The organism is Christiangramia oceanisediminis (genome assembly GCF_022570735.2).
Classification (GTDB): domain Bacteria; phylum Bacteroidota; class Bacteroidia; order Flavobacteriales; family Flavobacteriaceae; genus Christiangramia; species Christiangramia oceanisediminis.
The window spans coordinates 367,287-380,614 of record NZ_JANCNS010000001.1 but is presented as its reverse complement, the minus strand read 5'-3'; the positions used below and the strand labels follow the sequence as shown (position 1 = coordinate 380,614).

The 13,328-nt window shown below is 41.2% G+C and carries 13 protein-coding genes; 11 read left to right on the top strand and 2 right to left on the bottom strand.

The window, feature by feature from the left end; genetic code table 11:
- The first annotated feature begins 81 nt into the window (after positions 1-81).
- The 11 genes from MKO06_RS01690 to MKO06_RS01640 all read left to right on the top strand — a co-directional run bounded on the left by MKO06_RS01690 (position 82) and on the right by MKO06_RS01640 (position 9,905).
- Positions 82-426: a hypothetical protein gene (locus MKO06_RS01690; RefSeq protein WP_241550607.1), complete on the top strand. Its 345-nt coding sequence runs from the start codon at positions 82-84 to the stop codon at positions 424-426.
- A 36-nt stretch (positions 427-462) separates the two neighbouring features.
- Positions 463-798, top strand: coding sequence for a hypothetical protein (locus MKO06_RS01685; RefSeq protein ID WP_241550606.1), 336 nt, complete (start codon positions 463-465; stop codon positions 796-798).
- Positions 799-896: 98 nt separating this feature from the next.
- Positions 897-4,163, top strand: a complete 3,267-nt coding sequence (locus tag MKO06_RS01680; RefSeq protein ID WP_241550605.1) for a S41 family peptidase — start codon at positions 897-899, stop codon at positions 4,161-4,163.
- A gap of 6 nt (positions 4,164-4,169) precedes the next feature.
- Positions 4,170-4,607 (top strand): nuclear transport factor 2 family protein, encoded by a 438-nt coding sequence (locus tag MKO06_RS01675; protein ID WP_241550604.1) that lies wholly within the window; start codon positions 4,170-4,172, stop codon positions 4,605-4,607.
- Positions 4,608-4,613: 6 nt separating this feature from the next.
- On the top strand, positions 4,614-5,390 hold the full coding sequence (locus MKO06_RS01670; protein ID WP_241550603.1) for a DUF6090 family protein: 777 nt from the start codon (positions 4,614-4,616) through the stop codon (positions 5,388-5,390).
- On the top strand, positions 5,383-6,150 hold the full coding sequence (locus MKO06_RS01665) for a DUF6090 family protein (RefSeq protein ID WP_241550602.1): 768 nt from the start codon (positions 5,383-5,385) through the stop codon (positions 6,148-6,150). Before MKO06_RS01670 ends, MKO06_RS01665 begins: the two co-directional genes overlap by 8 nt.
- Entirely contained in the window at positions 6,143-6,892 is a 750-nt protein-coding gene (locus MKO06_RS01660; protein WP_241550601.1) for a DUF6090 family protein, read from the top strand. The genes MKO06_RS01665 and MKO06_RS01660 overlap by 8 nt, the downstream gene beginning before the upstream one ends.
- Entirely contained in the window at positions 6,885-7,727 is an 843-nt protein-coding gene (locus tag MKO06_RS01655; RefSeq protein ID WP_241550600.1) for a DUF6090 family protein, read from the top strand. The genes MKO06_RS01660 and MKO06_RS01655 overlap by 8 nt, the downstream gene beginning before the upstream one ends.
- A gap of 7 nt (positions 7,728-7,734) precedes the next feature.
- Positions 7,735-8,451 carry a DUF6090 family protein gene (locus tag MKO06_RS01650; protein ID WP_241550599.1) on the top strand — a complete coding sequence of 239 codons (717 nt, stop codon included), beginning with the start codon at positions 7,735-7,737 and terminating at the stop codon, positions 8,449-8,451.
- Entirely contained in the window at positions 8,444-9,256 is an 813-nt protein-coding gene (locus MKO06_RS01645) for a DUF6090 family protein (RefSeq protein ID WP_241550598.1), read from the top strand. Before MKO06_RS01650 ends, MKO06_RS01645 begins: the two co-directional genes overlap by 8 nt.
- 241 nt (positions 9,257-9,497) lie before the next feature.
- Complete coding sequence (locus MKO06_RS01640; protein WP_241550597.1) at positions 9,498-9,905, top strand: nuclear transport factor 2 family protein; 408 nt, start codon at positions 9,498-9,500, stop codon at positions 9,903-9,905.
- 107 nt (positions 9,906-10,012) lie between these two features.
- On the opposite strand, the gene MKO06_RS01635 is transcribed toward MKO06_RS01640, so the two are convergent.
- Together MKO06_RS01635 and MKO06_RS01630 are read right to left on the bottom strand one after the other, a co-directional pair.
- Positions 10,013-11,533, bottom strand: coding sequence for a tetratricopeptide repeat protein (locus tag MKO06_RS01635; protein WP_241550596.1), 1,521 nt, complete (start codon positions 11,531-11,533; stop codon positions 10,013-10,015).
- Positions 11,534-11,773: 240 nt separating this feature from the next.
- Complete coding sequence (locus tag MKO06_RS01630) at positions 11,774-13,120, bottom strand: M24 family metallopeptidase (protein ID WP_241550595.1); 1,347 nt, start codon at positions 13,118-13,120, stop codon at positions 11,774-11,776.
- Positions 13,121-13,328 lie beyond the last annotated feature (208 nt).

Below are 13,328 nucleotides of genomic sequence, written 5' to 3'. Positions count from 1 at the left end.
GATGCCGGCTTTGGTTTGCTTCTTATTTCTTGAAAATGGGTTAAGAAGGCATTCTGAAATCTTAACTGAAATCCTACAACTATGACCAAAACCAGGCAGAAGGATCAAAGGTGGAGCCGTGAAGAGCTCAAAATTTACGTGCTCCTATTATGCTCGGAGGCCGATTTTGTTCAAACGCCCACCGAACTTAGGTTCATTAGTACCCGGGTTGACGGTGAAAGCTTTGACCGGATCTATAACGAGTATTTAAATGATTCGGAGAATGAACGAATTCGTAAAATCAGGAATGCGCTGGAGCATCATGAGTTTAGCAAAGATGAAAGGGAAGAGTTAAAGACCGAAATTCATGAGATGTTCCTGGCCAATGACTACATCAGCGAGAGTGAGCGAAAACTGGAAGAAATGCTGATGGAAATCCTTGGCTAAAATCTTCAGAAGATATATCTCTTTAATAAAAGTATTATGAAAACACAAAACGGGCAATGGTCCAAAACCGAATTGCAGGCCTACATCTTATTGATGTGTGCGAATGCCGACAATCACATCACTCCTGAAGAAATCGAGCTGATAAGGATGAATGTGGACGAAATGAGTTTTGAGAAGATCTACAGCGAATTCATTCGGGATAATGAAAATGATAGCCTGGATAAAATTGGTGATGCCATCGCGCTTCATGAATATTCCCATCGGGAACTGGACCATTTAAAATTTGAAATGAACCGGATATTCTTAAGCGATAAAAAATATTTGCTCATGGAGCTGAACCTGAAGAAGATCCTCGACAATATCATTTATTGAGCGGGATAGAATTAATTTATTACCTTCAATTAAGCGCCAGCTCCAATCTTTTTTTTTGGGGATGCAATCGGCCTAATTATTAACCAATCAGTACTTTAATGAAACAACTATCGCTCCTAGGATTATGTCTATTATTATGTTCAATCTATACCCGGGCCCAGGACCTGGAAATCGATAAGGATGATACCCGCCTGCTTCATGAGCCTGCGATCAGCGATTCGAAGATCGCCTTTATCTATGCCGAAGACCTATGGGTCGCTAACCGGGATGGTTCCTACCCTAAAAGGCTTACCGTAGATGAAGGGGTAGAGCGGAACCCGGTATTTTCTCCGGACGGAAAAAGCATTGCTTTTAGTGCGGAATATGACGGGAATACCGATGTCTACGTAGTGCCAACGGAAGGTGGGATTCCTAAAAGACTTACCTGGCATCCCTATCCCGATGTTGTTCGTGATTTTACACCTGATGGGAAAAAGGTACTATTCCTTTCCCAGCGTGATGTTTTTACCAATCGATACGCCAAACTATATAATGTAGACATCGAAAATGGAAATGTAGAGCCCTTGGAAATTCCGCATGCCAGTTGGGCTTCTTATAACAGCGACGGTAGCTATATTGCCTATACACCGCTTGGCGACCGATTTAACCAGTGGAAGAATTATCGCGGAGGAACTGCTACAAGGATATGGATCTATGATACGAATTCCTATGAAGTAACCGAAATTCCGAAACCTGAAGGAGGAAGTAACGATTCCAAACCTCAGTGGCTTAATGGCAAGGTCTTTTTTAAAAGCGATCGGGATGGGGAATTTAATATTTACAGTTATGACCCGGCATCCAGGCAGGTAACTAAACATACGAATTTTGAAGATTTTCCGGTAACCGACCTTTCAGCAGGCAAAAATGAGATTATCTTTTCCCAGGCAGGTTACCTGCATAGGCTGGATCCTGGAAGCGGAACAACAGATCGTATTAAAATTGGGATCGCCACCGATCTTCTGGAATTGAGGCCACGTTTTGTAAAAGGAGACCAGTATGTTCGAAGTCACTCCCTCTCACCCAGCGCGGCAAGGGTGGTGATGGATTACCGTGGAGATATTGTCACCTTTCCGGCAGAAAAGGGCGACCCTTTAAATATCACCAACACCACTGGGGTACATGAAAAATATCCTTCCTGGTCCCCAGATGCTAAAACGATCGCCTATTTTTCTGATGAATCGGGAGAATATGCCCTGCACTTATACGATCAGAATGGAAGCAGCCCGGTAAAAAAGGTGAAATTAGATGGGGCTGGTTTCTATGCGTATCCGCATTGGTCTCCTGATAGTAAGAAGATAGCCTTTGTAGATAACAGTCGCAGCCTGTATATCTATGATCTCAATAAAAATTCAACAACCCGGGTGGCCTCAGATGTGATGTATACCCCGGGCGTTTTCAGGGAGTTGTTTGGAGACTGGTCTCATGACTCCAAGTGGATTACCTATACCATCATTACCGGGACCAATTTTGAGCAGGCCTTTGTTTATTCACTGGATCAGAATAAATCGTACCCGGTTTCAGATGGATACTCCAATGTGATGTCTCCTGAATTTGACCCTAGCGGAAAATACCTGTATATGCTGGCATCAACAGATGCAGGGCCGGTGGTGAACTGGTTCGACCAGTCTAACCAGGATATGGAAATGAGCAGCTCGCTATACCTGGTTACTCTTCAAAAAGATGTGGTTTCGCCTTTCTTTAAGGAGAATGATGTGGAGGTCATTCAAAAGGAAGAAGCCGCAGAGAAAAAGAAAAAGCAGGATGAGGAAAAAGATAAAAAGGCTGAAACTCCTGCCTTGAGAATAGATTTCGAAAACCTGGAAAACCGAATCGTGGATATACCTGTTTCGGCCGGATTATATGATCACCTGGAAGCACCTAAGGAAGGCGAACTCTATTATCTGAAGTTCGTTCATCACAATTACGGCACTGGCGAATTGAGAAAATACGACCTGAAGGAGAAAAAAGACACCCTGGTGATGCCGGCTTCAGCTTATGAGATCTCCGCAAATGGGGAAAAGATTCTTTACGAGATGCAAGGTAAAACCGGAATTGCCAGCCTTGGCAAAAAACCGGATAAACAGGCACTGCAATTAGGTAGCGTTGAGGTGAAGATAGACCCGAGAGCCGAGTGGAATAATATTTTTCACGAGGCCTGGAGAGTGAACAGGGACTATTTTTATGATCCGGGCATGCATGGTGCAGACTGGGTACAGATGAAAGATAAATACAGCCAGTTCCTGCCACATGTGACCACCAGGAGCGATCTGTACCAGGTGATGGAGTGGATGTTCAGTGAACTGGGTGTAGGGCACCATCGTTTCTCGAGTAGGGGTGATGAGTTCGAAACCGCTGAAAATATTCAGGGTGGCTTGCTGGGAGCCGATTATGAAGTCGACAATGATCGATACAGGATCAAGAAGATCTACGGAGGTTTGAACTGGAACCCGGATATGCGTTCCCCATTAACTGAACCCGGCGTAAACGTAAATGAAGGTGATTATATCCTGGCGGTCAACGGGCAGGAAATGACGGCCAGCGATAACCTTTTTAAATTCTTTGAAAACACAGCCAATAAGATTGTAAGCATCACCGTGAGTCCGAGCCCGAACAGTAACAATTCCCGGATAGAAAAGGTGATCCCGGTTGAGAGCGAGCGAGACCTCAGAAATCGAGACTGGATCGAAGGAAATATCAAAAAGGTTAATGAGGCTACCAATGGACAGGTGGCCTACGTCTATGTTCCGAATACGGCAGATGCAGGGCACGAGTATTTCAAGCGGTATTTCTTTCCGCAGGCTGATAAAAAGGCGGTCATCATAGATGAACGTTTTAATGGAGGCGGGCAGCTGGCCGATTATTATATAGACATGCTGAAAAAACCACAGCAGGCTTACTGGAACTTCCGCTACGGGAAAGATCTTAAATCGCCAAGCGCTTCCATACAGGGCCCAAAGGTGATGCTGATCGATGAGACGGCTGGTTCCGGTGGGGATTACCTGCCCTGGATGTTCCGAAAATTCGAGCTGGGAACCATTATAGGAAAAAGAACCTGGGGCGGGCTCGTTGGAGTGCTGGGGTATCCTGAATTTATCGATGGAGGGATCGTTACCGCCCCTAATGTAGCTTTCTATACTGAGGACGGTTTCAGGGTAGAAAATGAAGGAGTTCCGCCAGATATCGAGGTAGAGCAACTGCCTAAGGAGGTGATCAAAGGCAACGATCCGCAACTGCAAAAAGCCATAGAAGTAGTAATGGAGCAGCTCAGGAATAATCCGCCAAAAGAGATGGAGACGCCACCTTATCCAATTCGAGGTAATAACTAGATTATTATGAAAAGATTTATCGTGATCCTGCTATTAGTGGCTATACCGCAGTTCGTTCAATCCCAGGATGAGCAGGCTAAAAAAGAATTGACCCGGTTGCTTGATGATTTCCTTGAGGGGGCCGGGAAGAATGATCTGGAAATCCACGACCGGTTTTGGGCTGAAGATCTCATCTATACCAGTTCTTCTGGTGAACGCTTTGGGAAAGAGCAGCTCATGAATGGTGTGAGAAATGCAGAAGAGGATTCCGGGAATAGCATGGTTTGGTCTGCAGAAGATGTGCAGATCAATATTTATGATGATACGGCTATAGTTGCTTTTCGACTGGTGGGAGAAGCGTACGCCGGAGAAAAGAATACCTACCTGAACAGCGGCACATTCGTAAAACGAAATGGGCAATGGGAAGCGGTGAACTGGCAGGCTACCAAGGAAAGGGCCAAGTAGTAAAGAATGATCAAATTCTTCAGAAATATCCGCCGGCGGCTACTCCGGGAAAACAGGTTTACCCGGTACCTGATCTATGCAATTGGGGAGATCATCCTGGTGGTAATTGGGATTTTGATCGCTTTGCAGGTAAATAATTGGAATCGGAATATACAGGAACAAAAATTAGCGAAACAGTATTTAATTAATATCCAGCACGATTTAAGGCAGGATGTACAATCCTTAGATCGCCTAGAGAAAGCAGTTGCCAACAGGAGGAAAGCTGCGAACGAAGTTCTTAATAATATAAAATCTAATTATTATAAAAATCCGGGTCTATTTTTGGTTCAGGTTGATCAGGCAGGGCGGTTCGGGCTTCCTCAAATGGCAAGAGCAACTTACGAAGACCTTATTGCAACTGGTAATATTCAATTCATGGAAAAATCCATACGGGAAGAGGTTGCAGCGTATTATAGGTTGGATGACTTTATGAAATCGAGTCAGGAATTGCAAAAGTCAAGGGTTTTCGAACAATACTTACCATATGCCGTATCTGCCATGCCCTTGGAGGCTCAGCGTTGGGTCTACAATATTCGGGATGCTAATGAAGACCCTTCCGTATATCCCGATTCTATTATTCCGTATGCTGACCAAACTCTAATTTCATTAAGAGCCAGGCCAGAAATCGAAGATGCCTTAAAAGCGGTTATAAGGGGAACCTGGAGCGAAGATAGAATGATCGTTGATTATCATAAAGCTATTCAGGAATTATTGGAAAAACTTCAGAAAAATCTTGATGATTAAATTCTTCAGAAATATCCGCCGCCGACTACTCCGGGAAAACAGGTTTACCCGGTACCTGATCTATGCAGTTGGGGAGATCATCCTGGTGGTAATTGGGATTTTGATCGCTTTGCAGATCAATAACTGGAACGAAAACCAACAGGACAGAAAATTAGAGAGGGGATTGATGACAGATATGATTACAGATTTAAGGAATGATCTCAGTTTATTAGATGAAGTTATTGATCGAAACCAGATAAAAACCGAAAGGCTGGATAGTCTATTAACCTATTCGCAAAAGGTGAATGATCTTGACAATCAGAACGTACTTTATAAATTGTCTTTATTAAGCCTGCTGAATAAAACCACTTTTCAAAATCAAAACCGAACTCTTTCCCGACTTCCGAATTTGGAAAAGTCGGTAATAAGGGAACAGGTTGCAGATTCATTAGCAGCATTTTTGATGAGTCTCGAAGATCTGGGAATACAGACTCAGGTATATGATAAAGTTTACTGGGAAGCCCTAAATCTCCAAAATAAGCTTTTTCATAATTATCTTTTTTTTGAAAAGGAATACTTTGATGATGGTAAGGAAACTGGAAAGAAATTTCCTAGAATAAGTACCGACACTGCTCTGCAATTGGAATATTTCAATAAAATTCATCTTTTTAATGGTGTCGTGCAAACCTATATCTCCGAAGACTATTTAGAAGGACATCTTAAAAGAACAGAGGCTCTGGTAAAATTTTTAGAATATACTTACTATTCCGAACATGATTAAATTCTTCAGAAATATCCGCCGCCGACTACTCCGGGAAAACAGGTTTACCCGGTACCTGATCTATGCGGTTGGGGAGATCATCCTGGTGGTAATTGGGATTCTAATTGCTCTTCAGATCAACAATTGGAATGAAAACCGAAAGGCGGATATTAGAAAACACAAGTTATTGGAAAATTTGCACACCGAATTCCGGGATAATCTGACGGAATTAGATTCCGTATCTAGAGAAATGGATAAATTAATTCTATCCCTGGAAGAGGTTTTTGATCATTTTAAACCATCCCAGCAAACAAAATCTAAAACTCAGCTGGATAGTTTGCTCTCCAAAGCCCTTTATTCCCCAAGCTGGAGACCAAGTGAATATTTGCTTAATAATCTGGGTAATTCCGGAAGTATTGCAGATCTCAAGAATGAAAGACTCAAACTTTTACTCTATAAATGGTCACGACTAATGAACAAACTGAGAGATGTTGACCAAAGTACGGGAGAAAAAGGCGATGAAATTATTTCTTACATTAAACAAAATGGATCCTTGAGAAATGTGGATGTAAACAACCATAATTTTAGATATAGAAGATCCTTGCTTGGTATGGATAATAGCAATTTGTTTTTAGATCCTGAATTTGAAAATCATATTGATGATAAACTATTCATGTATCAGCAAACTAGAAATGTATTAAAAGAGTTAAGGCTTGTATTAGTTCAACTCATTGCAGAGACCGGAAAAAAAGAATATGATTAAATTCTTCAGAAACATACGCCGGCGTCTACTTCGTGAAAACAGGTTCACACGCTACCTGCTTTATGCAGTTGGTGAGATCATTCTGGTGGTCATTGGGATTTTGATCGCCCTGCAGATAAATGAGTGGAACAATGAAAGAAACAGGCAGCAATGGGAGAACGAAGTTTTAATCCAAATGCAGTCCGATTTACAGAAATCTCAGGATGAAATCAAGGAGGTTTCTTCTTTGTATCTAGAAAAAGCACAGACCAGTGCCAAGATTCTACGTCTTTTTTGGAAAAATGAGGTCCCATACTCTAAGGATTCACTTAGTTATTTTCTGAATTCAATTGGGGTTAGTCGGCAGTACAGCCCACCACTGGGGACAGCCAGAGCACTTATTAATTCCGGTAAGATAGATTTGTTGAGCCATCTAGAGTTGCGTACTGCAATAAATACATACCTCGAAAAAGTTGATTATACCTTAAAGGATATAGATCGCTATGAAGAAACCTATTTCCGTAAAGCTCAGGAAAAATTTAAACATCAACTCCCGGATGATATTTTTACTCTTGAAGAAGAAGTTCAATTTCGTGAACCTTGGAAAAATCCTGATTCCTTAAGGGTTATAGCAAAAATTAAAGCCAGAGGTTTAAATAAAACACCATTACAAATTGATCGGGTACCATTTCCTGTAGAGCCAGAAGAACTATTTAAAAGCAAGGATGTATTTATAGCCTTTAATTGGTACTGGAATGCTCATATTAACAGACATCGTAGATATGAGGAAATGCTGGAATATACCAATGAGTTACTGGAGGTATTAAATAAGTATTCTTCTAACGAAAAAGTATAAGAAGCGGATGATCAAACTCTTTAGAAATATCCGCAGGCGCTTGCTCCGGGAAAACAGGTTTACCCGCTACCTACTTTATGCCATTGGTGAGATCATTCTGGTGGTCATTGGGATTTTGATTGCCCTGCAGATAAATGAATGGAATAATTACAAACACAATCGTAAACAGGAACGGTTTTACCTGGAAAAATTAGAAAAGAATATTCAGGAAGACACTATTTTCTTAAAATTTAGAATTCGGCAAATAGATAGGACTGAGAAAGAATTTAAAAGATTGAGCGAAGAAATTCATGATGAACATTCCAAAGAATTTACACAGGATTCCATTGCCCGCTATTTAAGCACTATTTTCCGGTTTTCACCACAAAAGTCTGTAATTGAGAATTTGATTGCGACGGGCAAACTTGACCTTATTAAGAATCAAAAGTTAGTAGATTCTCTATATGTTTATTATAACTATCTCAACAATTTTACTTCTCAATGGAACAATTCCAATGATGTTTATACACGTGAAACGATAGGGCCAACACTCTTAAAGATGAAAGGAGGAATTTATCACTTGGAGAAAGCTGCCCTTACTCAAGAGGATAAAATTTTTATCCAAAATGCAATAGATATCAAAACCAATATTAATTCTGGAATCTTACAGAGCTATCAACGGACCTTAACCCGGGCTGAGAATATTATAAAAATGATAAAAAAAGAGCTTAATTCTGATGATTAAATTCTTCAGAAATATCCGCAGGCGCTTACTCCGGGAAAACAGGTTTAACCGCTACCTACTTTATGCCATCGGAGAAATTATTCTTGTAGTAATTGGGATTTTGATCGCACTACAAATCAACAATTGGAATGAGGAGCGAAAGCTTAAAAACCTTGAAGTAAGTTATTATGAGAGTCTTTATCAGGATCTGCTTCAGGACTCCCTTGAAGTTGAATTCAAGATCAGGAATGCACAAAGAAATATAAGACAGATCAATAACGTACTGGAGTTTATAAATAATAATTATGAAATAACCAGAACCTCTATTGATTCAGTAGAATGGCCCAGAAATAATTATTATAAAGATACCCTGGCTCTAATTCATTCGGTTTCCCAGGCCGGGTTTGTTCAGTTTGTTGATATTCTGAAAAATACTATCGAGGATCTCAGAGCCACAGGGGGTATAAAGATTATAAAGAATAAGGATCTTAAAGATGACCTGCTGGAATATTATAACAGGGATAAGACCAGGGAGAATTGGAACCTGGCCCTTATTGATTCCAGGACTGAAATGGAAAAAAGTATCAATAAGGTGCTTACATCCGAACAGCGAACAGCCTATTCCAGGGAGGAAATTCTACTTTTAAAAAAAGGAGATTACGAGAGATTTGTCCAGGCCCTTAAAGCTACTCCGGAATTTCAGGAAAATTTAATAGGTATGTTGCATTTGCATCATAGAATTATTCATCAATCCAGTGGCAGGCTTATGTCTTATATTACCGATTTACTGGCCCAATTAAGGAACGAAATTGAAAAGCACCAGTGATTTACTTTAATTTTTTTTTGAAGTAAATTAACTCATGGTAGGTGCTTTTAAGCATAAAGCCCAATTCGTGCCCAATCAGGGTTCTGTAAGCGATATTATACATTACTAAAATGGATAAAGTGGGATCAAAATATGAGTAAGTTTTCAGGCATAGAATTTAAAAAATGCCGATCTTATTAAAGATTAAAAACGGGAAAGCCGAAAACCAACCAGAGTAGGCAATAATTAATAATCGAATATTATGAAAACTGAAAAAAACGTTCAGGTTATTGACTCTTTGTACAAGGCTTTTGCAACTGGTGATATGGCAACGGTTCTGGGTTCAATGGATTCCAGCATCGAATGGAACGAAGCCGAAAGCAATTCACTGGCCGATGGTAATCCCTATATCGGCCCGGATGCCGTTTTAAAAGGCGTATTTACAAAACTTGGAGAAAATCACGAATACTTTGAATTGCAGGATGTGAAAATCCATGGTATGGAGGATGATATGGTGCTGGCTACCCTTAGGTATGATGGCAAGGTAAAAGCAACTGGAAAGACTTACAATGCCCAGGCTGCTCATCTCTGGAAGCTCAGTGATGAAGGGAAAATCACGTCATTCCAGCAATATGTCGATACTAAAAAGTTAGCGGAGGCTGAAAAGTAATATTATTCTTGCGGTTCCCTCTTTACTCTAAAGGTTCTGTAGCAAAGAAATTGAAAAATTAGCCTTCCATTCTCAGGAAGGCTAATTCAATAAAGTTGACTTTTCAATTAGCTGGCTCTATTCTCAGCTGCTTTTTGATCTACCTCTTTACGGATTAAAGCGAATTCAATACTATTGAATCTTTCTTTAGCGATCTCTTCATACATTGACATTGCCTCGTCTGTATTTCCAGCTTTTTCGAGGATCTTGGCCTTCCAGTATCTATCCTGGATATAATCAACGTCAGTTTGATTGATATGTTCCAGAGCCGGCTCGGTATTACCCATCTTATAATTGATAATGGCAACAGCGCGATGATATGGATATAACTTGTCTGATGTATTTATAGAATTTACAGCAGTTTTAATGGACTCCGCTTTTTCCAGTGCAGCATCGTATTTCTTGTTGGAAACCAGGACCATGGTCTCCCAGTAATTTATCAGTGACTTTTGATCTGCTTCAATTAACTGGCTTTTAGCCTCTGTGGATAGTTGTTCTGAAACGGTTTTCATTTTATTCACGATTTGTTCCAAACGTTTTGAATCACCGTGATACATCGCAATCTGTGCTGCATCAAAATAAGCCTGAAATTTTGGGATAGTTTTCGCGCTTTCAGGTATATCCATGGCATCGACCGATTCTATTCCTTGTTCAAGGAACCTCAGGGCTTCATCCGGTTTGCCCTCGTATACATAAGTATTCACTTCCCCGGAAAAATTGGTTCCATATTCACTAAGCTTCCGCGCATCCTTGAAATTTTTACGTGCTGCCTCATAATTTCCTAAAATAGAATTTGCGTGTCCTGATTTTTCCAGGGCTACCTCGTCTTCCGGGTCCAGGGAAGCTGCTTTTTCATAACTTGCTAAAGCTTGATCAAGTTGATCCTGATCCCGGTAATAATCTCCCATCAGGATATGAGCACGCGGACTGTCTGGAGCGGTTTTTACAAGCTTATCGAAATATTTTTTTGCCTGCGATTTATCCTTTGGTGAATCGAATAGATATGAAGCCCCCAGGCTTATTATGGCAGGGATAAATTCAGGATTCAGCTCAAGAGCTTTTTTCCAGTGTTCTCTGGCCTTTTCCTGCTGATCGTTTTTATTATAATAAATGGCAAGATTATCCTGAGCCCGTGGAGATTCCGGATATTTTTCCACCATTTTTTTACTGATTTCCAGTTCCCTGTTCATATCGCTTTTCATGGCAGCATCGGTTGCATCCATCATCATTGTTTCGGCTTCATTGGCCTTATCCCTCATAGCCATAAACTTTTCACGGTTGGTCGCCCAGTCTGTAGCCGAATTAGCGGTATAACTTCTATACATCTGGGCGGTTACAAATTCTGGATCATGTTGCAGCGCTTCGTCAAATTTGTCCCGGGCTTTTCTGGAATTACCATGATCAAAATGTTCCAGTCCTTCTTCAAAAGCCTGCATTGCCTCTTCAGAATCGGTTTTTAATGGAAGTTCATAAGCCGAATCCCGTTCAGCTTCCATCTCATTATTTCCCTTTTCAGCATCTTTACACGAGGCAACAAATAAAAATGCTGCCAGTGCACAAAAAATTGATAGTTTTTTGATGTGTAACATAGTTGTAATTGTTTGGTTGATAAAATATTATCAACTCTAAAATACTGAAAATCAGAATATAAAACGTAATTTCGAGCAATGAAGACTTAAAATTTTAATTGAAAAATTTTTAAAATTCAAGGCGTAATAGTCCTTAAAGGATGATAAGAATCTTATATAAGAAAAGGCTAGGTGAAGCTGATATTCCGAAGCTTTTACTTCAAAAAACTAAAAGCAAGGTTTAATGTGTGATAAATTGTCTTAAGCTTTGATCAGCACCAGCTCTTCCTGGGGCTCGATAAGGTATTCAGCTCCATTTTCGGTAACTACCGCCATTTCTTCTACCGAGATGGTTTTAAGTTCTCCATTGGGAAGCTTCCAGGCATGAAACCCGTCGAAGGCGAAGGTCATTCCTTCTTTTAATTCTTTCTCCGCGGCAGGTCTTACGTGAGAAGCCTGCGACCCGCCAAGGTTTGGTCCTACGTCATGAGCCACATAACCCACCGGGTGACCGGTGCTCCACATGACGTATTCAGATCCTGCTTCTTCCATCAAAACGCGCTGGGCACGGTCTACATCCACACCTTTGGTGCCCGGTTTCATGGCTGCGAGTGCTGCCCTGTTACCTGCTTTTGCGCTTTCCCAGTAATGCTTAATATTTTCGGGAGCTTCCATTTCCCCTTCTTTCAGCACATAGGCAAAACGTTGAATATCGCTCACCCACCGGTCGTGTACCTTTATTCCAAAATCGATCTGTATCACATCTCCCGGCATGATCACTTTATCTGTGGCATGGGAATGTCCGCGATCGGGCCCTGAATTCACATTAGGGTTTTGATCCGGTGCCCAACCATCGGTCACCCCGTTCTCTGCCATTTTCTTTTTGAGAAACCTGGCGATATCGGCATCGGTGGATTCGCCCGGAACCACCTTTTGGTAGGCTTCGATCTGCCATTCCGCGGTTAATGCGGCCGCTTTTTTAAGGATCTCCACTTCTTCCGGTAGTTTAATTGCAAGCCATTCATAGACAACTTCGGTTGAGGGGACCAGTCGGTTTTTTAAATTTCCGAGGTAGGATTCCAGTTCCTGTCGCTGGGTATAGGATAGGCCATCAGCCATCGAATTACTTTCTGAAGAGTTAACGGCTATTTTCTTAAGGTCTTTTTTCCTGATAAAGTCGGCAGCCAGTTCCATGGCTGAAGCATTTCGGTCTACGCTCACCACCGAATCATGAATGTCCAGGTCGTCCAGTGCTTTTGACTCTCCCGATGGGGAAAATACAAGGGAGTGGAAGCCATTCTCATCATTATAAAAAAGGAAAGCGGCTGTACCTCCAGCATTCTCACCGCCTATATGATCGGCGATGGGGTCGTTGTTGTTCTCGCGGCAAATCACCAGCCAGGCATCAACTTCTGCTGCATCCAAAGCTTTCGGAAGCAGTTCGTTTATTCTTTTTTTGCGTATCTCGGGCCATGGGTTTTCGCCCCAGGTAATATCTGCTGCAATTTCTTTTTCAGCTGGGGAATTCTGGTTCTTTTCAGATTTCGAATTATTACAGGCAAGGTTCAGTGTTAAAAAGAGAATGGCCAGCAGTTGAATATATTTCATAGTTATGAGCAGGTATAAGTCGAGCCTAATTTACTAATTTCTCTTATTTATGCTTTATTTGATTTTCTTCAAAGCCTGGAATTTGGAAATCGATTAGCATTTCACTTCCCCTTCGGTTTCAATTTTAATGAAGCTTGAATGGGATGATTGGTCCTATAAGTTTGTGAAAAATGAGGAGCTTTCCAACTAACATGTAGATCATAATTCA